Origin of the sequence: Bacillus methanolicus MGA3 (assembly GCF_000724485.1) — a bacterium.
Lineage (GTDB): Bacteria > Bacillota > Bacilli > Bacillales > Cytobacillaceae > Bacillus_Z > Bacillus_Z methanolicus_A.
Genome location: NZ_CP007739.1, coordinates 3075629 through 3100588, shown reverse-complemented (window position 1 = coordinate 3100588; position 24960 = coordinate 3075629). Strand labels below are relative to the sequence as shown.

14 protein-coding genes and 1 pseudogene are annotated in these 24960 nt (G+C 33.5%); 14 read left to right on the top strand and 1 reads right to left on the bottom strand.

Annotated features, from left to right (window positions below):
• Positions 1–399 precede the first annotated feature (399 nt).
• From galU to BMMGA3_RS16830, 11 genes and pseudogenes are all read left to right on the top strand, one after another.
• Positions 400–1227, top strand: a pseudogene (galU, locus tag BMMGA3_RS15035) (UTP--glucose-1-phosphate uridylyltransferase GalU).
• A 28-nt stretch (positions 1228–1255) separates the two neighbouring features.
• Positions 1256–1942 (top strand): sugar transferase, encoded by a 687-nt coding sequence (locus BMMGA3_RS15030; RefSeq protein WP_003346642.1) that lies wholly within the window; start codon positions 1256–1258, stop codon positions 1940–1942.
• A 138-nt stretch (positions 1943–2080) separates the two neighbouring features.
• Positions 2081–3346 carry a flippase gene (locus tag BMMGA3_RS15025; RefSeq protein WP_003346640.1) on the top strand — a complete coding sequence of 422 codons (1266 nt, stop codon included), beginning with the start codon at positions 2081–2083 and terminating at the stop codon, positions 3344–3346.
• Positions 3339–4499 (top strand): UDP-galactopyranose mutase, encoded by a 1161-nt coding sequence (gene glf, locus BMMGA3_RS15020; RefSeq protein ID WP_003346638.1) that lies wholly within the window; start codon positions 3339–3341, stop codon positions 4497–4499. The genes BMMGA3_RS15025 and glf overlap by 8 nt, the downstream gene beginning before the upstream one ends.
• Positions 4500–5480, top strand: coding sequence for a glycosyltransferase family 2 protein (locus BMMGA3_RS15015; protein WP_003346636.1), 981 nt, complete (start codon positions 4500–4502; stop codon positions 5478–5480). It begins immediately after the preceding gene.
• Positions 5481–5602: 122 nt separating this feature from the next.
• Entirely contained in the window at positions 5603–6790 is a 1188-nt protein-coding gene (locus BMMGA3_RS15010) for a glycosyltransferase family 4 protein (protein ID WP_003346634.1), read from the top strand.
• A complete protein-coding gene (locus tag BMMGA3_RS15005) occupies positions 6787–8061 on the top strand; it encodes a hypothetical protein (RefSeq protein WP_003346632.1) in 1275 nt (424 codons plus the stop codon). The genes BMMGA3_RS15010 and BMMGA3_RS15005 overlap by 4 nt, the downstream gene beginning before the upstream one ends.
• 1913 nt (positions 8062–9974) lie before the next feature.
• Positions 9975–11126, top strand: a complete 1152-nt coding sequence (locus BMMGA3_RS15000; protein WP_003346630.1) for a glycosyltransferase family 4 protein — start codon at positions 9975–9977, stop codon at positions 11124–11126.
• A gap of 13 nt (positions 11127–11139) precedes the next feature.
• Positions 11140–12405: a glycosyltransferase gene (locus BMMGA3_RS14995; protein ID WP_003346628.1), complete on the top strand. Its 1266-nt coding sequence runs from the start codon at positions 11140–11142 to the stop codon at positions 12403–12405.
• A 721-nt stretch (positions 12406–13126) separates the two neighbouring features.
• A complete protein-coding gene (locus BMMGA3_RS14990) occupies positions 13127–14500 on the top strand; it encodes a sugar phosphate nucleotidyltransferase (RefSeq protein WP_003346627.1) in 1374 nt (457 codons plus the stop codon).
• A gap of 622 nt (positions 14501–15122) precedes the next feature.
• A complete protein-coding gene (locus BMMGA3_RS16830; RefSeq protein WP_003346625.1) occupies positions 15123–15899 on the top strand; it encodes a hypothetical protein in 777 nt (258 codons plus the stop codon).
• A gap of 166 nt (positions 15900–16065) precedes the next feature.
• Here BMMGA3_RS16830 and BMMGA3_RS14980 read toward each other — a convergent pair whose 3' ends face one another.
• Complete coding sequence (locus BMMGA3_RS14980) at positions 16066–16503, bottom strand: hypothetical protein (RefSeq protein WP_003346623.1); 438 nt, start codon at positions 16501–16503, stop codon at positions 16066–16068.
• 458 nt (positions 16504–16961) lie between these two features.
• Between BMMGA3_RS14980 and BMMGA3_RS16825 the strand changes: the two genes are divergently transcribed.
• The 3 genes from BMMGA3_RS16825 (at position 16962) to BMMGA3_RS16820 (ending at position 24824) form a co-directional block, all read left to right on the top strand.
• The gene (locus BMMGA3_RS16825) at positions 16962–19241 is read left to right on the top strand and encodes a hypothetical protein (RefSeq protein ID WP_003346621.1); all 2280 of its coding nucleotides are present in this window, start codon (positions 16962–16964) and stop codon (positions 19239–19241) included.
• A 194-nt stretch (positions 19242–19435) separates the two neighbouring features.
• A complete protein-coding gene (gene galE, locus BMMGA3_RS14970) occupies positions 19436–20407 on the top strand; it encodes a UDP-glucose 4-epimerase GalE (RefSeq protein ID WP_003346619.1) in 972 nt (323 codons plus the stop codon).
• A 370-nt stretch (positions 20408–20777) separates the two neighbouring features.
• A complete protein-coding gene (locus BMMGA3_RS16820) occupies positions 20778–24824 on the top strand; it encodes a DUF2135 domain-containing protein (protein WP_003346618.1) in 4047 nt (1348 codons plus the stop codon).
• Positions 24825–24960: the final 136 nt, after the last annotated feature.

Below are 24960 nucleotides of genomic sequence, written 5' to 3'. Positions count from 1 at the left end.
TTTAGCAACAGTTGTCAGGATAAAACCTGACCGGCGAGGCTTCCTGTCCGTTATCCATGGAGGCACTCGGCCATGCTGTGGGTGGAGGACGATGACGGTCCGTTCACCTTAGACGCCTGTCGTCGATGGTGTGGCGTGAGGGCGGGTTAGATGCCCATTTCACATTTCATTTTATATAAAACTAGGTGTCTATTATTTATTCGGATAATAGACACTTAGTTTTATATATTTTTAAAAAAATTTTTTGAGAGAGATGCTAAAACTAGGTGTCTATAATTTATATCGGATAATAGAAATTTAGTTTTATATATTTTAAAAAGAATTTTTTAAATGAGAGATGTTTGAATGAAGAAGGTAAGAAAGGCGATTATCCTAGCAGCGGGAATCTGAACAAGATTTTTGCCGGCTACAAAAGCAATGCCGAAATAAATATTGCCGATCGTTGATAAACCAACGATTCAATACATCGTCGAAGAAACGATTGAATCTGGTATAGAAGACATTATTATTGTTACGGGAAAAGGAAAACGCGCGATCGAAGACCTTTGATAATGCATTTGAGCTAGAACAAAACTTAATTGAAAAAAGAAAATTTGATCTGCTTGAGAACTTGAAAGAGCCGTCAAAAGTGGATATCCACTACATTCGCCAAAAAGAACCAAAAGGGCTTGGACATGTATATGGTGTGCGCGCAACTTTATCGGGGACGAACCGTTTGCCGTCTTACTTGGCGATGACATTGTACAAGCAGAGACACCATGTTTACGACAAATGATTGACCAATACGAACAAACGCTTAGCTCTGTCATTGGTGTACAAGCTGTTCCTGACAACCAAACCCATCGATATGGCATTATTGATCCTATCGAGCAACAAGGACGCCGCTACCAAGTGCGCAATTTTTTCGAAAAACCAGCACCAGGAACCGCGCCATCTAACTTAGCGATTATGGGCCGATACATACTTACACCGGAAATCTTTCTATTCCTAGAAAAACAAGAAACAGGTGCCGGAGGGGAAATTCAACTTACCGATGCAATTCAAAAGCTGAACGAAATCCAGTCGGTGTTTGACTATGAGTTTGAAGGAAAACGCAACGATGAAGGCGAGAAATTAGGATTTATTCAGACAACGATTGAGTTTGCGTTGCAACATGACGATTTACGTACGGATCTTTTGAAGTTTATAGAAGAGATTGTACAACAAGAAAAAGTGAAAGAAAACTAGGCTGAATGAATGGGGGGATTAAAGCGATATGCCGTCTGAATTAGCGAAACAGCATGTACATACTAATACACCCCAGAAAATTTCACAGCAACAATTACTAGACGAAAATAAATTTTATTTAACTGCGAAACGGGTGATGGATATCATCGGTGCAATTGTTGGTCTTATTCTTATGAGTTTACTATTTTTTGTTGTAGCTATTGCAATTAAAGTCGAGGATCCAAAAGGAGCTGTTTTCTTTTCTCAAACTCGTGTTGGGAAAAACGGAAAAGAATTTAAAATGTATAAGTTTCGCTCGATGGTTTCTGATGCCGAGGAAAGATTGAAGGATTTATTAAAATATAATGAAGTAACGGGCGCAATGTTTAAAATGAAAAATGATCCTCGAGTGACGAGGGTAGGAAGATTCATCCGCAAAACGAGCATTGACGAACTACCGCAGCTTTGGAACGTTTTAAAAGGGGACATGAGTCTCGTTGGACCGCGTCCTCCTTTACCAAGAGAGGTAGAGAAATATACGGAATATGATAGACAACGCCTCCTTGTGACTCCGGGATGTACAGGCTTATGGCAAATAAGCGGCCGCAGCAATGTCGGCTTTAAAGAAATGGTAGAATTAGATTTACAATATATTCGGAACCGATCCATTCTTTTTGATCTTAAAATTATCTTTAAAACTGTACTTGTTTTATTTGGTTCAAAAGATGCTTTTTAAAATACTAAAGATATTAAAGCTAAATACTTATAAGCTATAGCTTAAAATAAATGAAATGTCATTAGCCCCACTAAAATAAGGGGTTTTTTGTTTTATAAAAATTATAAATAAAATCAAAACAAAAAGGGTAAATAAATAATGTCAGATAAGAAAAGATTGTTCGAAAATTTCATTTCTTTAACAATTCTGCAAGGTGCAAATTATATTCTTCCTTTAATTACATTCCCTTATCTTGTAAGGATATTGGGACCCGAAAAGTTTGGTTTAATATCTTTCTCACAAGCTTTTATTCAATATTTCATTTTAATTACAGATTATGGATTCAATTTAACGGCTACAAGGCAGATTTCAATAAATAGAAATGATAAGAAGAAAATTTCTCAGATTTTGTCTAGTGTTCTAACAATTAAGTTATTTTTTATGATTCTTAGCCTTCTATTATTGTATGTAACAGTATCTTTATTTGATAAATTCAAGTATCATTCTTATATTTACTTTTATACTTTTGGAATAGTTATTGGCAATGTTCTCTTTCCTGTTTGGTTTTTTCAAGGTTTAGAGAAAATGAAATATATTACGGTTCTAAATATAAGTACTCGATTAATCTCTATGTTATGTATTTTTATTTTTATAAGGGAAGTTAGTGATTTTAAATATGTTCCTATAATCAATTCTGTCGCTTCTATATTAATAGGATGTGTATCAATATTTATCGTATTTAGTAAATTTAAAGTGTGTTACTCTATTCCTTCTTTAAAAATGATTAAAGAGCAGTTAATAGAGGGATGGTATGTGTTTATTTCTTCAATAGCTACCAGTCTTTATACGATAAGCAATACGTTTATCCTAGGATTGTTCACCAATAATGTGATTGTGGGATATTATGCCTCAGGTGAGAAATTAGTAAAAGCCGTACAAGGATTAATTCAGCCTGTTTCGCAAACAATTTACCCCTATATTAATAATTTAGCTCAACAATCAAAAGAAAGGGCTTTGACTTTTATAAGCAAAATTTTTTGTGGAATAGGAATTGTGACTTTTGCTACCTCACTTTTTCTATTTTACTTCTCTCATATCTTAGTTAACCTTGTTTTAGGGACAAAATATGAAGAATCGATTATTATAGTGAAAATTCTTTCTTTTTTACCTTTTATTGTTGGTTTGAGTAACATATTAGGTATTCAAACAATGTTAACTTTTAACTATAAAAAAGCTTTTTCAACTATTTTAATTTTATCAAGTTTATTTAATATTTTATCAGCTTTTATCTTAGTTCCAACTTTTAAACATATCGGAACCGCAACCTCTGTGCTTATTACTGAAACCATTGTTTCTATGTCTATGCTTTTATATTTAAATAGAAAAGGAATTAGATTTTTTGGAGGTAAACAAAAGGATGTTTAACTATATTATTGTTGGTGCTGGATTTGTGGGGAGTGTTCTAGCAGAAAGAATAGCAACTCAGCTTAATAAAAAAGTGATTATTATAGAAAAACGGAATCACATTGGTGGAAACGCGTATGATTATTATAATAAAGAAGGAATATTAGTTCATAAGTATGGACCTCATATATTTCACACACGCTCTAAAGAAGTCTGGGATTATCTATCCCAATTTACAGAGTGGTTAATTTATCAACATCATGTATTAGGGTTAATAGATGGTAAGAAAGTACCAATTCCATTTAATTTAAATACTTTATATGAAGTATTCCCAAATAGTTTAGCTAAAAAGCTTGAAGAAAAATTAATTAAGCATTTTGGTTTTAACGTTAAAATCCCAATACTTAAATTAAGAGAAGTAAATGATGATGATCTTCAATTTTTGGCAAACTATATATATGAGAAAATCTTTCTAAACTATACAATTAAACAGTGGGGAGTAAAACCTGAGGACTTAGATCCTACAGTAACAGGAAGAGTCCCTGTTTATATAAGTAGAGATAATAGATATTTTCAGGACCAGTTCCAAGGAATGCCTAAGTATGGTTACACTAAAATGTTTGAAAATATGTTAGATCATTCATATATAAAAATTCTTCTTAATACAGATTATAAAGAGGTTATTGATATGAATCTCGAGACAGGGGAAATAAAGTTATTTGATCAAAAATTTGAAGGAAAATTAATATATACAGGCCCTATTGATTATTTCTTTAATTATAAACATGGAAATCTTCCATATCGTTCTTTAAATTTTAAATTTGAGACAATAGATATGGAACAGTTTCAAGAAGTGGGAACTGTAAATTATCCGAATAATTACAGTTTTACGAGAATTACAGAATTCAAACATTTAACAGGTCAAAAAACAAATAAAACTACAATTGTAAAAGAATTTTCACAGGAATATGACCCTAACAAAAATGAACCATATTATCCGATTAAGAATGAAGAAAATTTAATTTTATTTAAACTTTATAAAAAAGAAGCAGATAAATTAGATAATGTTATTTTTGCTGGCAGATTAGCAGAATACCAGTATTATGATATGGATGCGGTGGTTGCTAAAGCACTTAAAATATTCAAAGAGAAGATATACAAGGAGAAGTTATAGATGAATAAAGTAGAAGATACAATATGTGCTGTTGTAGTCACATATAATAGAAAACATCTATTAGTAGAGACTTTAACAGCGGTAATTAATCAGTCTTTACCTCTTAGTGCCATATATATTATTGATAATGCGTCAACAGATCTAACTGAAGAATTTCTTGTGGAAAAAAAGTTTTTAGAAAAAAGTCCTCCTTCTAATCTAGAGGAGTCTTGGGAAATCACAAATATCATCTTAAGTTATAAGAACAACTTAAATATTCACTATGTAAAAATGCCAAATAATACAGGCGGTGCTGGTGGATTTTATGAGGGAATTAAAAGAGCTATACAAAAAGGTTATGATTGGGTATGGTTAATGGATGATGATGTTATACCTAATGAGGATGCTCTAAAAGAGTTATTAAAAGCCAGCGAAAGGCTACCTAATATCGGTTTTTTATGCAGTAGGGTAATCGGCGAAGATGGTTCATCTATGAACGTCCCAGAAATTGACTTTAGAGTAGGAAATAGTTGTTATCCAGAGTGGGGAAAATATTTAGAAATGGGTATAGTAAAAGTTAAATCTGCCACTTTTGTATCAGTACTCATTAATACAAATGTTATTAGAGATATTGGATTACCAATCAAAGAGATGTTTATTTGGGGAGATGATACAGAGTATACTACAAGAATAACTAATAAATATGAAGGTTATTTAGTAGGTACTAGTGAAGTTTTGCATAAAAGAAAACAGCAAATGGTCTTAAGTATTGTTAGCGAAAAAGAGAAAAATAGAATAAAAAATTATTATTATTCATATAGAAATTTTGTATATATACTTCGTAAACATCATAACAATAAATTACTTATGAAATATATTATCAGAAGTTTAATAGATTGTATTAGGTGCTTGAAATCTGATACTTTCAAGATATATAAGATTTTTGTTATTATTAAAGGTCTTCTATCTGGATTTAAATTCAAGCCGAGAACAAAATATTAAATATTTTAATCTTAAAATGGTATATTTATTTTAAAATTATAGTCTAGAGGATCGATCATTTATGCATCATCATGCGTTTTGCACGAGTACTATTTTTTAAATATTAGAGGTTGTTAGAATTTATGAAACGTATTCCAATTGTTATTATAAATAGTTTTTATTTCCCAGTTCTTATCGGTGGTGCAGAAATTTCTACGAAACAGCTTGCGGAGTTACTAGCAAATTACTTTGAGGTAAACATTATTACTGTCGGACATCAAACTAGGACAGTAAAAAAAGAAGTTATTAATGATATTACTGTTTGGAGACTACCAATAAATAATATATTTTGGTTAGGTGATATTAAAACAAAACATCCTTTACAAAAAATAATTTGGCATATTATTAATGCTTTCAATATTATTCAGTATAAAGAAATAAAAAATTTATTATATGAGATAAAACCAGCTTTAATTCATACCCAAAATTTATCTGGTATAGGGGTATTGGCTTGGAAATTAGGTAAATCACTTAACATTCCCGTAATTCATACTTTAAGAGATTCTAGTTTGCTAAGACCTATAAAGTTTAGTGTTCCACGTTATTTCCTTAGGAAATATAATCAGTTTTTTAGTAATAATGTTGATGGGGTAATTGGAATTTCTAATTATATCTTAGATGAGCATTTAAAATATGGGTTTTTTAAGAATGCGGAAAAAGATGTAATCTTTAATTCAGTTGATGAAATAATTTCTATACCTCCGAAAATATTTTTAGATGAAAGAAAAAAAGCATTATCACTGGGTTATTTCGGAAGAGCCACATTTGATAAGGGTGTACATTTACTAATTGAAGCTGTACGACAATTACCAGTAAATATAATAGAAAGTTTAATAATTTGCGGTGAAGGTCCGGATATTGAGTTTTTGATGAAAGCAGCAAATGGAGATCCAAGAATAAAATTCAAAGGGAAAAAAAGTGTAGAGGAGATAAGAAAATTAATGAGTCAAGTTGATTTAACCATTCTCCCCTCAATAGTTGACGAAGCGTTTGGAAGAGTAATTATTGAGTCATATATTCAAGGAACTCCTGTTTGCGCTTCCGCAATTGGCGGCATCCCAGAGATAATAATTGATAAGATTTTTCTTTTTGAGCCGAATTCTGTTAATTCTCTTAAGTTGACTTTAAAAAAATATTATAGTTATACAAATGAGCAAAGAAATCTTTGGAGAAATAGGTGTTATAAATATAGCTTAAACTTTGGTTCTCATCAGCTTCTACAAAAACACATAAATTTTTATAATAAATTTTTAAAGGTTAGGCGAAAATGAAAAACAAAGTTAGAGTTATCTTGTCATTATGGCTTTTTACTTATATGTTTGAATCTCCGCTTAGATATTATTTGGGTCTTTTAGGTTATCCGCAATTAATATATTTAAATAAGATTTTATTACTAATAATTATAGCTTCAGGGACAATTAATATATTAAATTCTTTAAAGTTAAATAAAGCTATATTTTTTATAATTATCCTCATGGTTATTGGTTTAATAGTGGGGCTAATTAACGGATTAGCTTTAAAACAAATCTTATTTTCAATAAATATTTTTCTTCCTTTTTTTGCTTTTTATTTTGCTGTTAACTATTATGGAGTTAATAAAGAATATTTTGAATTTTTGTATAGATTTTCTATACCAATTATAGTTTTAGGCCTGGTTTTAGATAAGCTATATATTTTACCGTGGCAAAATAGTGTGTATGAAATAGCAGGTCATGTTGTTCAAGCAAATCGTTATTGGACTATGAATGGGGTAGAACGATTAGCAGGTTTTCAAAGATCTTCTTTTTCAAGTGCCTATTTGTTGTCGGCTTTAATAATTATAAGATTTATTATATATACCTATTATCAGGAACTATCTAAGCAAAATGTTTTAAAAAAAATCTATGATTTTATTGTACTAATATTGGGAGGTTATGGTATTTATTTAACTACTTCTAAAACAGCTTATTTTTCGATAATTATGTTTTTCATTCTATATGTAATGCTAAAGGTTTTTTATTCTATAAGTTTTAAACAGGGTAGGGTCTTTATACAAATATTCTTCAAATTTTTTATGATGTTTTTACTATTTTACGGATTAATCCCACCTTTTTATACTTCTATTGTAAATACAAATCTAAGTTCAACGCATTCAATTTCGATTGATTTATTGAACTTAGTTTTTAGTTCCTATCTTGATCGAGTATTTAACACGTGGCCTAATGCATTAAATTTATTAAATGATTCTTATTTCTCTATATTTGGTAGAGGTCTTGGGGGGATTGGTACTCCTCAAATGTATTTTGAACTAGATAAGTACAACCCTGCGGATAATTTTTTTATTTATATACTAATAACTTGCGGCTATTTAATAATACCAATCATAATTTATTTTGTTATGAAGACATTATTCCTAGATTTAGAGAAAAGGAAAAGTATATTTTTAGTGGGTGTTATGTTTTCTATTTTCTCATTTGGAGCTACAATGAATTTTGTAGAATCAGCAGAATTATTAATGCTAAGTGGTGTATTGTTAGGTTTATATTTTAAAGAAAGTCACTAGCGTTGCATTAATTCAATTTAAAAAATTTAAATTGTAAAAAATTCAATAAGAAAATCTATATAATGAATGGATGGTCAGTTGATTCCCTGTCTAAATCCAATATAAAGGATGAACTCTAAGAAAAAAAAGGAAGAACAATTTTCTCTTTTTTGTAAATCACAGTTCCAACTGTAACCGCCTGATAATTTTGAACACTGTTTACTAATTAGTTGTGAACACTTTACTGGAAGTTAGTGCAGGCATATTGTCACATTACATGGAGCCTCTGCGGGCAAGATTATTAGCCAGGAAGCCAGCTGTACCAATACATCTGGCTCAGCTTACATAGGCTATCATGCCCGCCTCTCCAAATAAAGTGCACGTCTCTACTGGAAAAAAGTGTTCACTCTTATTCAGCATTATTAAGTAAAAAAGTGTTCATTTCTACTTGGCGGTTACACCAACTCCATTCTGTCAGATTTATGCAAAGAATAGAGGAGTATAAGCAAGAAAAATAAATATGAAAAAGTTAACAACGAAAGTGTATTTATTATAGTTTGTATATGCTTATCCTCAACAACGAAAGGGACTACGCGCCCACCCTATGGCTGAATCATTATAGAAAATATCATAGGTGACGCTTTGTAAAACCAAATTCTGTATTAAGGTTCACTTACGGCTTGGTTTGGGGCAGGATACGGGCTATCCTGAAAAAGTAATCATGATTCCTGCAGGGAAAAATAATTGAACCCAATTGGAACAACTTATTGACTAATAAGATACAACGTATGTTTTCATCGTGGTTAAGTGGACGACGAAAAATTTGATTGTTACTTCGATGAATGAATTTTTTCGCTTTCCGCGCCTCAAAAAGAATGCAGTCGTTTGTGTTTTAGAATCCTTTCCTATATTACAAAATAGTCCGATATGAACCGATTTTATGGTCGTTATAGGGATTACACAACAAGAATGGGGAATGTCTTTCAGTTAGTCACTAAGCAGTGAACTCAGTTGGTAATGTGATTCGGATGATCACCAATCGATTAAACCTAGACCTAGGAGAATTGGGTGACATTTATCGTTTGAGATAGCTCATTGAGTTATTTTTTAAGTTTACAAAAACCTACCATTAATATAAGAAGCGACAAGGAAGCGTTCTTTCGATTGAATAGATGTGCAGTTAACTATTCTGGAAAGGAGCTTCCTTGTTTTATGATAGCTTAGTACATCAACGTAAACTGTACATGTATTAATAAACTGGAACTTGCCCTTGTACTACTCCAAAACGATTAAACGTCACCTTGTATACATGATGTGTTTTTGGTAATTAAATAATGTACCAAATGGCAAATAAGAGGATTCGGTCGATTGAATATTAACTCATTCATCACACTACTTTACATGGGGCCTCTGCGGTCATGATTTTATGTAAAAGAGCCAACCATATTATTTTGCATGCAAGCGAGCCTATCATGATCGCCACTGCATATCAAGTTATAATTATACAGAAATAGATGCATATGCTTAATTGCCAACTGACTGTTTGCCACTAACACATGATGGACGCCAGAGGGGTTCTCCGTAAAGTTGACGGATATCATGCCTTGGTCCATATATCTTGTCATTGTATGAATCGCAGCCATTTTCTTCATAGTAGTGTCTGAAACGAGTTCGTGCTACAGCGCAAGCTCGTATTTGGACAACACCATTTGCGAGAAAACAAAACCTTTGTCATAGGCACAGCATGCTTGAACCCCTGTTGGGATGCTAACCAACTAGAAAAAAGTGGAGTGGAAACTATAGTAAATATGCGTTCTGTTTAGCTAATTCCTTATTAGTAAACTTTGATTTTAATCATATTTCGATTTTTGCTTTTTGTTAGCGGTCTTTTTAAGTAGTTATTTTGATAATATGAAAGGTAAGGATGAAAGATAATGCGAATTGCCGTTGATGCAAGAAAACTCTCACAAAATAAAACAGGGATTGGAAATTATCTTGAGAATATGTTGGGAGAAATACTTAAACAGGATTTAAAAAATGAATATTATCTTTTTTCAGATAGACCAATAAAATATAAATTTAAGCAAAAAAATGTTAATTATATAGAAGTAAATAAATATCGAAATTTATTCAGGAAAGAACAGGTTTATCAACCATTTTGGCTAAATGTTTTACTTCCACCATACTTAAAAAAGTTTAAAATAGACATTTTCTGGGGACCTAATTTTGTAAGACCTATATCTTTTCCGAGTGAAAGAAGTATTATTACAGTACATGATTTAGCGTTCATTGAAGCTAAACAATATCATTCAAGCTTACACTCACTTTATTTACGGATTTTCTTAAGATTAAGTCTTTTGGGTAATACAAATATTTTAACAGTTTCCAAATATTCAAAGGAAACAATATTAAAGCATTATACAAATGTATCTGATAACCAATTGGATATTACATATTGTTCATACAATCGCAACTTATTTACGGGTAAATACGAAAAAAACTATAAAGAGAAAGTAAGGGAAAAGCATAATCTCCCACAAGAATACCTTTTATTTGTTGGTACGGCAACGGCGAGGAAAAATTTGAAAAATGTTATACATGCTATTAAATATTCTATCGATAATCAGAAAAAGGTTTGTGATTTAGTAGTAGTTGGTGCAAAAGGAAATGGCCTTCAAGAATTAAAACACCTGGCTCGAAAGTTTAATATTGAGGATCGAGTCCATTTTCTTGGATATGTAGAAGATGGAGATTTGCCATATATCTATGAGATGGCCAACATTTTTGTATTTCCTTCATTCTTTGAAGGATTTGGAATACCTATATTAGAGGCAATGGCTTGTGGGACTCCAGTAATCACTTCTAATCTAACGTCTCTTCCAGAAGTCTCTGGCGATGCTGCCTATTTAATTGATCCCCATTCTCCCGAGGATATAGCAAAAGCAATTGAGGAAATTCTCACAAATGATAAAACTCAAAATGATATGATTGTTAAAGGTTATGCTAGAATAAAAGAATTTTCTTGGGAAAAAAGTGCAAAAGTGTTCTTAAACAAAGTAGCAAAAATTCAAAAAAATCTTTGTTAGGGAGAGAATTATTTTGAAAGTATTAATTGTAAGTACTCAATATCCTTACCCCAAGGATAATGGCAAAAAAATTATTTTATCTAGTATTCTTGAGTATTTTATAGAAAGATATGGAAATAGAAATGTAGAATATATTGTTGTTGGTGATTCTTTTCTAGAAGAAGAACCAGTTGTTAAGGTAAAGTTATATAATAAACCAAGTGTGATAAAACAGGTAAAAAATGTATTTATTTATTCAGGACTCTTAAGAAAAAAAAGTATACAGGAAGCAGTTTTGTTTAGTTCTAAAATAAAAAAGAGACTGATTGAATATATTGAAAATAACGGATTTGATATCGTTGTTTATGACACAATTCGGATTTCACAGTTTTTTGAAAGCTATCAATTCAATAATACGAAAGAGTTTGTTTACCTTGATGATTTGTTTTCTGTAAGATATGAAAAAATGTTGAAATTTATTAAAAAATTCCCAGATGTTGATTTTAATGTAATTGGCAACTTTTCGAAATTTCTCCCTGTTTTTGCACAAAAAGTCGTTTCCTTTAGAATACTTAGTAAGTTTTTACTAGAGTTTGAACGAAGGCTAATTAAAAAAAAAGAAATTGAAACGGCTAAGGCGTATTCAAATAGTTTATTAATTAGCCAAAAGGAAACTAAACTGTTAAATGAGCGTTCTAACTGTTCAACTGTAAAATCGATTCGCCCAGTAGTTATCAATCGAAAAGAGATCTTATACAATAGAAACTTTACCGGAGAACCAATCTTTATTTTTTTAGGTGCTTTGAACATCCCGCATAATAATGTGTCTATCTATAATTTTATAAAATTAAATATGAACAAGTTAATTGAAGAAATACCAAATATTAAACTTCAAATTGTAGGTAAAAATCCAAGCCCAAAATTAATAGAAATTGCTGAAAATTACCCCAATAATATAGAACTGTTAGGCTTTGTTGATAATCTTGACTCATTGTTTAGTAAAGCCTGTGCAATGATTGTTCCTTTATTATTTGGAAGTGGAGTAAAGTTAAAGGCTTTAGAAGCCTTTTCAAGAGGGCTTCCTGTTATTGCTACAGACTATGGAATAGAGGGAATCGATTTGCCATTAAAGGGCGAATGTATTGTCGAAAATAAAATTGAAAATTATGTTCATCATATGAAGATGCTAACTGATAAGACAGTTAACGAGAAAATGTCTAAATTATCTTTCGAGTTTTTCAATAGTTATTACTCAAAAAACGCGGTTTATGCTCAATATGATCGCCTTTTTCAATTGTAAAATCTAATAATTAAGATGTTAAAAATAAACAAATTTTTTAGGCTACCTCAGGAAAGACAAAAGCTGGTGTGTGCTTTAATCTACGAATCGTCATCAAGAAAGACTAAGACTATACGATTCCTGAAAAAGGCGTGATTTTACCTCTCAAACATGCGGATCGTGCAAATAGATGAGCAATTGAAATCGATCCAGATGTTCTATTCGGCCAAGGCTATGTCGACTATTGGGATTCGACAGATTTTTGTCGTAATGGAGTCCGATTTATCATTAGGCAATAGAAAAACGTGGAAATCGAATTGTTGATCTGAACAACTTCCTGATCCAGAGAATGGCATTAAGGGAAATCAAGAAGTGGTTTAAGGATGAAAACAACACTTAAAGATCAAAGCGTTTTACAGTCAAAGTGGAAACGCAGTCTATAACCAATGATAGATTATTTTGCTTATGTATTGCTTACAAGAAGTGCTTCTCTAGTTAAAGATTGGTCATAAAGGCTCCCTATTGGAGCTAACACGTGCTTATTTTCATCAAAAATGGAACAAAAATTCAAGAACAAGTTAAGGTGAAGGACCAATGAGATGATGAGATTTAATTAGGTAGGCTACACAACAAAACCTTAGCATCAAACAATCTAACTAAAGAAAAAGTAATAACTTTCGTAGATAAAAATGAAGAATTTTATATCAAAAAATAATTAAATTAAAGGAGCGCTAGGTGATTTATGAGACTAGTTCTTTTATCAGGTGGTTCTGGCAAACGTCTTTGGCCTTTATCAAACGATGCCCGCTCAAAGCAATTTTTAAAAGTTTTAGAGAATCAAAATGGTAAACTTCAGTCGATGGTCCAACGTGTCTGGGGGCAATTAGGAAATGTCGGCCTAGCTGACTCGGCTGTTATTGCAACAAGTAAATCTCAAGTCGATTTGATTCAAAGCCAATTAGGAAAAGATGTACCTATTATTATTGAGCCGATGCGCCGTGATACTTTTCCGGCGATTGCTTTAGCATCGGTATACTTATACAGCATTCAAGGTATTAGCTTAAACGAAGTAGTTACTGTACTGCCTGTTGACCCATATGTAGAAGATCAGTTTTTTAATAGAGTGAAAGATTTAGAGGGAACCGTACTAATAAGTGGTGCTGATTTAGCGTTAATCGGTGTAGAACCAACTTACCCATCTGCCAAGTACGGTTATATTGTTCCTGTATCTAAACCTAGCGAAAACGATTATTTCAGAGTTAGTCATTTTACAGAGAAACCATCGGAAGAAAAAGCAGCAGAATTAATTGAACAAGGCGCGCTTTGGAACTGCGGTGTGTTTGCGTTTAAGCTTGATTACATAATTACCTTGCTGAAAGAAAAAGGAATTCCAATTCAATATGATGAGTTATTAAAGCAGTATGATAAGTTACCAAAAATCAGCTTTGACTATGAGGTCGTAGAAAAGACAGAACATATTGTTGTATTGCCTTATGATGGTTATTGGAAAGATCTTGGGACATGGAATACGTTAACGGAAGAAATGGCAACAACTCAAATTGGTAAAGGTGTTATTTCAGCTTCGGAAAACACTCATTTAATTAATGAATTGGATATTCCGGTTACCGTATTAGGGGTATCTAATGCCGTTGTTGCGGTGAGTCCGGACGGAATTTTAGTTTCAGATAAAGCAGCAAGTCCAAAAATTAAGGATCTTGTAAGTGATTTCGAACAACGTCCAATGTATGAAGAGCGTCGCTGGGGTTGGTATCGTGTATTAGATTTTACAAAGTTTGAAGATGGAAGAGAAGTAATAACAAAACGAATAGGTGTTAAAACAGGTAAAAACTTAAGCTATCAAATGCATCATCATCGTAATGAAGTGTGGACCATCATTAAAGGTGAAGGGGAATTTGCTTTTAATGGAGAAATTCGTCGCGTGAAGCCGGGCGATGTTCTTGAAATTCCTGCCGGTGCTAAGCATGGAATTAAAGCGATTACTGATTTAGAGTTCATTGAAGTGCAAACAGGAACACAATTAATTGAGGAAGATATTGTTCGTATTTATATGACCTGGGAAGAAGTAGAAGAAAATAGTTATTATTTAAGTAAGTAATGTATCATCTTGTAAATGTTCGTAGTTCTGTTTACATCCATCAGGAGCAGAGCAGAAAGCAAGTTTTTTTGGCGTGAAAGAAACATCATTGGAAGAAAGAGAAATAATATCGCTCGAAGTCGCAAACGCCTAAAAATGGGGATTACGATGAAAGTTAGTACAGCTCTTTACTGAACAAGTTTTAGTGAGGAGCTGTTTTATTTTGATAAAGTGGGGATGTAAAATGTATGAATTATAAATGGACCAGGAATTAAAATAATTTTAAATGAAAATGGAATTTTATATGTTTAACAACGAATATAAACCATTATTTATTGTTAAGGTGCATCGTATCTGAATGATTTTTTTCATATTTATTTAAAGGATTTGATCAATTTAACTACACGATAAATATACATCAATTAAACATATTGAGTACGATAGGGGCAAGATCTCTTTTTTCAGATTACTCCCCTCTATATGGAAAGCATCTGACAGGTGCCTGGTCATGACCTGAAACTTGGAACGTTTCAAGCCAAAGAAAACATATAAATGATGGTATAATATCCAAAATTATATAGTAATTGGAAAAATGATATAGTATAATTCTCCTAGTATACTAACTTGATCTAGGAGGATTTTCATGCCATTAATGAGAGAAATTTGGACTCCGTTGAAATGGATGGGGATTCGTTATTATCAAGATGAGAATGGTTTCTATTATCGAAAAGCCGGGAATAGCCATCGGAAGAAAGTAAGACCGTTTTGGAAGATGAAAAGAATCATACTTGGTGTACCGCTCCTTATTTTATTAGGTCTTGGATTGATTGGTGGCTATCGAATTGGCATGAATATTGCTTCAGAAAAAATGATGAATGAAATTACTAGTCAAATATCTAAAGAAGATATTCATCACTTGTTACAAGATGAAAATGTTCAGGGAATCATTGTAAAAGAACTTGGTCCGAAAGAAGCAAAGAAATTATTAGGGAAACAGTTAGAAGTCAATCCGCTAAACAAGGAGAGTCTAAATAATGAATCGAACAAGAGTAGCGATCCAAGTAAAGGGGCAAGTTCGAATGTCGCTCAAAAAGAAAAGGAACAACCAATAAATGGCCAGCAGAAAGCTATGGTTCAAAAGGAAAAGAAACAATTGACAAATATGGATCAAAAGGAAAAGAAACAATTTCCAAATAGCGAACAACTCATGTTTCGATCTAGAGAAGAAGCTATGAAATTCCTACTCAGCAAATTTTCTATGAGCGAGCTTACGGAATTTGCCAGGATGGCAGAGGGCGGACTCACACCGGAGGAGAAAGCAAAAATAAAAGAGGCGATAACGAAAAGACTCACCCCAGAAGAATATAATGCACTGAAAGTATATGCATTCATTGAATTAAGTAAGAGAAACGGACAGTAGAGGAAGAAGCGTGGCGCTATCACTTGTCGAAATAGGACCACCTTGCTTAGTAGAGGGGCGGTTCATTTTTTAGAATTCAAAGAAATTCAGATTTGGCTAAAAGGCCACTTCAAGACACAAAAATCAGTAAAGGGCAATTAATAATTGCCCTTTACTATCGATTGTTCTATCGTTTAACTTTTTTAATAAAATATGATTCTCTTGTATAGCTTTTTATTTTATGTTTCCTTGCTTTATCTGAGTATAAGGTATATACAACTTTGTTCCGTCTAATATAAGCATTTTCTTTGTAGTAGCATGTTGCTGTGATATAAGCTGTTTTCCCTTTTATTTTGCTGCTCCAAAGAGCTGTAAGTCCTGAAGCTAATGCGGCAGTACCTGTTCCCTTAATCTTACCTGCAAAGTATCCTGCGACCCCTGCGGCGAAAGTTTTAGCATCTTTTGTATTTATTGTTTGATATTTTAATGTTTGCGAAACTTTCCATCCACCTTTAGGTTCTGGAACTGGGTAATATGTTGGTATATCGGCTTTAGCAATAATACTAGGATAGAAGACGTTTAAGCTAATTATTGCTGCTAAAACTGCAGTTAAGATCTTCTTCATGAGTTTTCCCCTCTTGTGAAATCATATATCTAAAATTTTACATTAATTGATTTACAAATCAATGGTCTAATGTTCCCTTATTCGTTGCATATGAAATGTGACATTAGTCATTTTTTTCATATAGATTTTCCGTTTGCTAACAATTTAGTTAGCAGAAGATCTCACGAAGAAGTAGATTGGATACAAACGGGGATGAAATATTTTTCCATACCAATACACAGACTTTCATTAATAACAAAATTACAACCATTCCAAAACGTTTCATAAATAATCCTTTCTATTCTCTAATTATGATTGTTTTTACAATTTTTTCTTTCCATTATCCTATTTAAATGGAAAACTTTAAATAAGATTGTGTCAATTTTACTAAAATGGTAAGATTAATATATAAAATTGTATAGTTTTTCCATGATCGGCCCTTTCGAACAGAAAATTAGTTTTAAGAGAGGTGTATATTTATGAAAAAAAAGAAGTACATAGTAGGCAAAACAGTATTAGCTGCTACGGTTGCAACTTCTGCATTTGCGGTCGCGAACACAGCAGATGCTGCCTCTGTTTCAGAAGCAGAAAAAGCGGTTGCAAAAGCTGAAAAGCTTGCTGGTGCACTGAAATGGGAAGTTTCGATTGAATATCGAAAAACGAAGTATCCTAACAATCTCGTTGGATATCCAAATATGAAGCTATTCAACGACACAAAGAAGGCTCTTGCGGAAGCTAAGAAATCTGTTTCGGCTTTGAAGGGAAAAGAGAAAGAAGTATTACAAGCACGTCTTGATGCCAATGTAGCAACTTATGTTAACAGAGCGGCTGCCTATATTGATGCTGTATCTTCCGGTTTGAAAATCCAGAAGAAATATTCAGAATTAAAAAGCAGATTTGATAAGAATATCGTCGATGACCAAACAGATAAGTTGTATCATGAGCTCTCAAAAGAAATAAAGAAAAATGCTTTTATGCTTGATCGAGTGTATGGTGCAACCACACGGAACGAATTCCGCAATTACTACAAACACTCAGCTGAGAATCTGATGAAGCAATTATTATATCCTGTTTCTATTAAAATTGAGATCGACCGTGCAGAAAAAGCATTGAAAGAAAAAAATACAGATTTGGCTGCAACGCATCTTAGCAATGTTGATTTTTTAGTAAGGGAAGCAGCTAAAAAAGGCCAAAAAGAAACAAGCGCCATTATGAAAAGCGCCATGTCAAAACTAGAAAATACTCAAAAAGAATTTAATAAATTTGGAGTTTTATATATCGCTAAATCTACCAATTCAGCTTCACCTTCTACATTCGGTCCGGTATCGGGAAGCGAGACAATAAACAAAACAGTTTATATCGTTGCCGGAAAAAATCAACATGTGAAATTGAGAAATGTCACTATTAATGGAAATCTTGTAGTAAAAGGTTCGCTTGATGGAGCAGGTACTGTTTATCTTGAAAATGTAAAAGTGAACAAAGTAAATGGAACCTCAGGAAGCATTATTGTAGAAGATGTTGCTGACCACAGCCTTTATTTGAAAGGTGTAGAAGCCGATAGTGTGGTAGTCAATGATGCGAACGGTTCTAACCTTGTAGCGCAAGAAGGTGTAAAAGTAAAAAGCCTGGTTGTTTCTGAAAAAGCAGGAGCGAAAGGAAGTGTAGCCCTAGAATCAAAAGCGGCTGGGTCATTTGAAACTATTACAATTGCAGCAAAGGGTTCTGCAAATTCTCAAGGTGTCGTTTTAAAAGGTAATCTTTCAGCTACATCTGTAAATGTAACTGGCGAAAATGCAAAAATAGCAATCTCAGAAGGTGCTACAGTTAAACAAATAAAATTGAATGCAGTAGCAAGTGTGGCTGTCGCAAAAGGAGCAGTTGTAGAGGAAATCAAAAAAGACCCATCTGTAACTGGTAAAGTAGAAGTAGACAACAAAGGTACAATTAAAAAGGCAGATGAGGGAATCGAAGTTAAAGGAAATAAGCCAGAAGTGGTGACGCCACCGGCGCCGAATACACCACCTTCAGTTCCAGGAGGAGGTGGGGGAGGACCAAGTGTAGTTATCCCTTCTTTGACAAGTGTCAATGCCATAATTGGCGGTGTCAGCGTTCCAGTTCAAAATAATACATTAAATTTAGCTGGAAAAAGCGACAATGATGTCTTAACAGAAATTCAAATTGGGACAAATCCAAGTACTAACGTAAAAGTAAAGGTGACTTCTTTAACAGCTAGAGGATATACTAACTGGATTAGTTCTCCAATTGAACTGCCAGGGACAAAGATAACTACAAAAGATCTGTTCGGCCCTTTAGATACTGGCGCCCCGGGAATTAGTTTAGGAAACTTGCGTACTGCATTTTTAACAGATCCTATTATAATTAAAGGTGTTCTAGTAGGTTCAGGCGGTGGTCAAAGTTCTGAAATTACCATTACAATTAATCTGGGAGCCAGTAAAGAAGCAATAACAACCTTCACGAATGAATTTGGAACGATTACAAAAAAGGGTGATAATACAATAGAAGTAGTTATTAATAAAAACAAATTAGATACTACTATAGGGGATATAGAGCAAGAAACAAAAGTGGATTTCAGCCAAATACTAATCTCTTTTGCTGAATCTGCGTCTCCTGAAGTTGCTAAACTACTTAATCAATTGATTAATAATCAATTAGGAAAGGCTCTCGAGGATATAAAATTAGGAGAATTAGCAGGAAGAACCTTCCAAGCAAACGGCTTTACAGTAGAATTTAAGAAATAAGCAGTTAAATTAGTTTTATCAAGTTGACTCATTTTAAAAGGGGCAGCTCCATGCTGCCTCTTTTTTATATCTTAAAGATCTTTAATGCTTGCCCAGTTAGAAAATGCGGCATGAAATTGGTGAATCATATTGTTTTTTAATATAATTAATCTATCGGATTTGTTTTCATATACGCCTTTGTTAGGAGGATTTGTATGATTTTAGTCGTTGGCGGCGCCGGTTATATCGGCAGCCATTTAGTGAAAGAGTTAGTTGAAAAAAAACAAGTAATTGTGCTTGATAATTTATCAACTGGCCATCGATATTTAGTCGATGAGCGTGCGGTGTTTATTCAAGGCGACTTAGGTAATCGAGCTGATCTAGATGCGATTTTTGAAAAATACCCGATTAAAGCCGTCATGCATTTTGCGGCAAATAGTTTAGTAGGTGAATCTGTTGTTGATCCGTTGAAATATTATCAAAACAACGTTGCAGCAACACTAACGTTACTAGAGACAATGTTGAAATATAATGTTAAAAATTTCATCTTTTCATCAACAGCGGCAACATATGGAATTCCAAATGTTGAATTGATTACAGAAGATTATTCAACGAACCCAATTAATCCATACGGCCGTTCAAAATTAATGGTTGAGCAAATTTTAGCGGACTTTGCCTCTGCTTATGGGCTTAACTATGTCGCCCTTCGCTATTTCAACGCTGCTGGGGCGCATGAGTCAGCGGAAATTGGAGAAGACCATAACCCGGAGACGCATTTAATTCCGATTGTGTTGCAACATTTATTAGGTCAGCGTGACAAAATCTCTGTCTTCGGAACCGACTACGATACTCCGGACGGGACATGCATTCGTGACTACATCCATGTCACCGACCTTGCGCGCGCGCATATTCTTGCGTTAGAAGCTCTTCTTGACGGCAAAAAGAAAACTGCGATCTACAATCTTGGCAACGGCTTAGGCTATTCCGTTAAAGAAGTGATTGAAACATGTGAAAAAGTAACAGGGCGGAAGGCGGTAATTGAATACACCGACCGCCGCCCGGGTGACCCGGCCCGCCTTGTCGCTTCATCGCAAAAAATCTACGAAGAACTTGGCTGGAAAGCGGAATATTCACTTGAAGAGATTATCGCTAGTGCTTGGAAATGGCATAGCCGAAACGCGAAGTAAACAGGAAAGCCTCCTGCTGAATCTTTTTCAGCGGGAGGCTGTTTATTTTTTTGTTAGCCGTTAAAATAGTTACTATCAGAAAATGCTATTAAGAAAAGACTTGTAGCAAGTCTATTAAAAGATGTTACACTATGCGAACTTGTAGGGAAAACATTTCAAACACGCGAATTTATCGTTGTTCTCAACAAAATATCTATTTATAGTACTTTTGGTGGCTTGTCTTAGATGAGCCACCTTTTCATTTATCTAGATACATGGTTTTTTAGGTATTAAGAAATGAAAATTGTAAAAATATTTAGAAAAATAGTATCATTTTCCTTATTTTTTATTTATAATAAAGTAAGATTTTGTAACTAAAGGAGGATTCTAGATGAAAAAAAGCAAAAAGAGTTCGAAAATTCTTATTGCTTCTACTGTCATGTCTAGTGCCTTTGTTACTAGTTTGCCAGTAGCTGCAGCATCACAAAATCAAGAAGTTGAAAAGCTTGTCAAACAAGCAGAGAGTTATGCCGGGAGTTTAAAATGGGCTATTTCTGTTGAGGGTACAAACAAAGATCTTACACAAATTCCTTGGGATATATACAATAAAACGAAGGCTGCTTATAAAAAAGCAAAAGAAGCAGTGAGTAAATTAAAAGGTAAAGAAAAAACAATTTTTGAAGCTCGTCTGCAGCAAAACGTGGAATTATACATAAGTACAACACCCGGAAAAACTGGAAGAGCTGTTGCTTACATAGACGCTGTAAACGCAGGTAAGAAAATTGATGAAAAGAAAAGAGAACTTGTAGAAAAGTTAAGTGCAAATGTCATTGACGACGAAACGGTAATAGCTTATCACCAATTATCTAATGAAATAAAAAAGCAATCATTTCTATTAGATCGTGTATATGGGAAAACTACACGTGATGCAATTAGAAAACTATATAAAGAGTCAGCAGAAGCTGTTAAAGAGCAGGCTTTATACCCTGTTTCTATTAAAATGCAGCTTGATCGTGCCGAAAAGGCTCTTCAAGAAAACAATTTAGAAGATGCAAAAAAATATGTAAATTTAGCAAACTCTCTTGCAGAAGAAGGGATAAAACTAGGAAAATTACAAAAAGAATCAAAGCTCTACGGTAACTTAAAAGAAAAAATTGAAAATGTAACAAAAAAATATAATGAGAAGAAAGGTACTGATCCTTCACCAACACCTACTCCTAATCCAACACCGAATCCGAATCCAACACCAGATAATCGTACTACATATGATACAGCTGGAATTTATGGACCTGCAACAGGAACAAGAGAAGTGAATGGCAATGTAACGATTTCAGCAGATGGTGTTACGTTAAAAAATATGGTTATTAAGGGCGATCTTATTATTACAGAAAATGTTGGAGATGGAGAAGTAAACCTCAAAAATGTAAAGGTCGAAGGAACTACTTATGTTAGAGGTGGTGGAGCAAATAGCATCCACTTTGAGGATTCCGTTCTAGCAACTGTTATTGTTAATAAAAATAATGGTGCAGTTCGAATTGTTGCAAGCGGAAGTACGAGAGTAGTAGAAGTACAACTTGAATCTTATGGTAAAATCGAAGAACAAAATCTTGATGAAAATGCAGATGGATTTACAGATATAACAGTAAGTGAAACTTTACAAACGACAAACGAAAATTTATCTGTTGAATTAATAGGTACATTTGAAACAATCAATTCCAGAGCAACGAATGTTCGTTTACATTTAAATGAACAAACGGATATTAGAACCCTTGTATTAAATGCAGTGGCAACGGTATTGGGTACAGGTAGAATTAATACGGCTGAAATTAACGTGAACGGTTCTACTTTATCAACTAGACCGCAAAATGTAGTCTTAAATAATGGTACAACTGTAACTGTAGGTGGAGAGCTAATCAATGAAAGTATTTCCCAGCAAGAGCAAACAAGCATTAAGAATATAAAAGCTACTCAAGCTAGTATCTCAGTTGAATTTGATCAATTTGTTGCTGGAATAACAAAAGATGATTTTGAAGTGTCAGCAACGTTGGATGGGGAAAAAGTAGATTTAACAAATTTAAATTATATTCCTTATCAAAAAAGATTTACTTTTGATCCACTTCCACTCGAAGGAAATTTAGGAAAAACTCTAAATGTAACTGTTAAGCCATCCTCTACGTCCAAAAAACTAAAAGGAGAAGCGAAGACTAGTCAGATTAAAATCTCACATGGTTTTGAAGGAAGAATTACAGATGTAGCAGGAATTGGATTTGAAGGAGTAACCATTAAGTTCCGTAAGGGCTTTGGCGTGACCGAGGGAAATATTGTTGCAGAAGCAACTACAGATAAATATGGTTATTATTCCGTTTCCTTGCCTGAAGGAGAATTTGGAGAATATACCGGGGAATTCTCTGGTCCAAATGTTGTTAAATCTTATATGTACGCGTCAGCACCAGAAGACGTATATAACATTAATCAAAATGAAACGGCTATTCGTGCCGCTGCTTCTGGTGAGCTTAAAATCATGTTATCTTGGGGAGAGAAACCTAGTGACCTTGACTCTCACTTAGAAGGTACTACATTGGATGGAGTTGATTTCCACACCTATTATAATAATAAAGTTTTTCAAGATAATGGTGTCACTTATGTTGATTTGGACTGGGATGATGTTGAATCATATGGGCCTGAGACTACAACACTCCGAAAGTTAAGGGATGGGAAGTATGTATTTTATGTGCATAATTACTCGGGTCAATATAGGGGAGATACAAGCTTAAGAAAATCACTTGCAAATGTAAAAGTGTTCAAAGGGAAGTCACAAACAGCAGATCAAACATTCACTGTGCCAGAAGGAGAAGGTAATGAGTTATATTGGGTTGTTTTTGCTATGGAAATAAGTAATAATGGCCAGAATGTAAATATCATCCCAATTAATGAATTAGAAAAGGATAGCGTTATTAAGGACGATTATCTCAAACCTATAGAATCTCTTCAAAAATTAGTGGAAAATGGAGAAAAGATAGTCGAAGACTTTAATGCAGAACATACTCCAGATCTAATAGATGAAAAAGATGCACTACAAAAGGCTCTCGATAATGCAAAAGCTGTTTTAAATAACCAGCAGGCGACCATTAAAGAACTTTTAACTCAAATAAGATCCTTAAGAAATGCCATTGCTCCATTCGGGGAATCAAATGAGGAACCTGTTAACGAAATACTACAAAATTTTTCTTTTGAGGATGTTGATCAAAACTCAAAGCTTTCTTCAGGTGATTCAATTTCACTCAATTTTAATAGAGAGATAGATTACTCACGACTTCCGGCATCAGTTGCAGTTTCAGTTGAAGAGCATGGAGATCATGATCTAATAAAAGTATATAACCCGAATGATGAGAACGATGTATTATTAAGCTTTGTTTCTGGTGACATTGCCGGAGACAACTTCAAGTTTGAAGCGGGTATTAGAAGAGATTCTAACAATCAACTTACAATTAGTTTTGGTAATTTGTTAGAAGGAAATGAGGAAAACTTAAAGGTATTTGTATCGCCACTCACCCTTGAACCTGAAACTATTAATTTGCCTTTAGCAACTGGTCCAATACAACAATTTCCATTAAATGGTCTCCATGTCTCATCAGGACCGATTCCAGGAACAGTTTCTATTTTGCAGCTTCCTGAGTTACCGGAAGGGGCTGTGAAATTTAAAGTTAAATCTGTTGCGGATGAGAATGTGAACTTGGAATATAATAGTGAATTTACAGAAGGACAAGATTATATACTTGGCAGACCGATTCCAATTGCTGAATCAGACTCCGGGTTTTTGCTAGTTGCAGTTGATAACGAAAATAAGGTTAAAGGATATTCTTTTATTGAAACCTCAAACATGATTGGAGACAGACCTGTAGATTCTCCTGGAGAATTTGGAGCAATCCCATCTGGCCAGACCATTGATGAAATTAGTTATGTTTTTTACCCTGGCATACTTCCAGATAACTATCAAACTATCACGAATCCAGAAGAACTTTTTGAGGATGGAAAAATAACTGTTTGGGGTCAAAAGGATCTTACCATTACTTCATTAGAGTGGGAAACAATTAACGGCTATCCAGTACTATATCTTAAATTCGAACCTACCGTACTTGATAAAGAAAACTTTAATTTGCAAATTCGTTTTAAAGAAGTAAATTCTTTCGGGGTAGGATCTGCTAGTACAGGTCATATTACTAACGAGTTAAATCTTTTAAATAAAGAATTGGAAAGCGAAGATGCAACAGCCAATACAGTTTACTTTTTATTGCAAAGTTTACCGTTACATGATAATTTAACAGGACTAGATCCAACCAAAATGGAACAATACTTTAATCAATTAAAATCAAATTACCCTATTGAAAATAATGAAGAACTGCAAACACTTATTGATCAAGTTAATAATTCCAACTAGTATCTTTACATTTCAAAACTTCCCCAAGGTAAGAGGAAGTTTTGTTTTATTGACTAATTTTTGAATACAAAACCATAACAATAGCTAGATAAAGCCAATTTCATCCCTTGGAAGTATGTGATGTCAGCCACTTATA

Coding starts and splice junctions, on each gene's coding strand:
- BMMGA3_RS16825 (WP_003346621.1), top strand. CDS start 16,962: ATGAAAAAAAAGAAGTACATAGTAGGCAAAACAGTATTAGCTGCTACG.
- BMMGA3_RS15010 (WP_003346634.1), top strand. CDS start 5,603: ATGAAACGTATTCCAATTGTTATTATAAATAGTTTTTATTTCCCAGTT.
- glf (WP_003346638.1), top strand. CDS start 3,339: ATGTTTAACTATATTATTGTTGGTGCTGGATTTGTGGGGAGTGTTCTA.
- BMMGA3_RS15030 (WP_003346642.1), top strand. CDS start 1,256: ATGCCGTCTGAATTAGCGAAACAGCATGTACATACTAATACACCCCAG.
- BMMGA3_RS15000 (WP_003346630.1), top strand. CDS start 9,975: ATGCGAATTGCCGTTGATGCAAGAAAACTCTCACAAAATAAAACAGGG.
- galE (WP_003346619.1), top strand. CDS start 19,436: ATGATTTTAGTCGTTGGCGGCGCCGGTTATATCGGCAGCCATTTAGTG.
- BMMGA3_RS14980 (WP_003346623.1), bottom strand. CDS start 16,503: ATGAAGAAGATCTTAACTGCAGTTTTAGCAGCAATAATTAGCTTAAAC.
- BMMGA3_RS15015 (WP_003346636.1), top strand. CDS start 4,500: ATGAATAAAGTAGAAGATACAATATGTGCTGTTGTAGTCACATATAAT.
- BMMGA3_RS16830 (WP_003346625.1), top strand. CDS start 15,123: ATGCCATTAATGAGAGAAATTTGGACTCCGTTGAAATGGATGGGGATT.
- BMMGA3_RS16820 (WP_003346618.1), top strand. CDS start 20,778: ATGAAAAAAAGCAAAAAGAGTTCGAAAATTCTTATTGCTTCTACTGTC.
- BMMGA3_RS14990 (WP_003346627.1), top strand. CDS start 13,127: ATGAGACTAGTTCTTTTATCAGGTGGTTCTGGCAAACGTCTTTGGCCT.
- BMMGA3_RS15005 (WP_003346632.1), top strand. CDS start 6,787: ATGAAAAACAAAGTTAGAGTTATCTTGTCATTATGGCTTTTTACTTAT.
- BMMGA3_RS15025 (WP_003346640.1), top strand. CDS start 2,081: ATGTCAGATAAGAAAAGATTGTTCGAAAATTTCATTTCTTTAACAATT.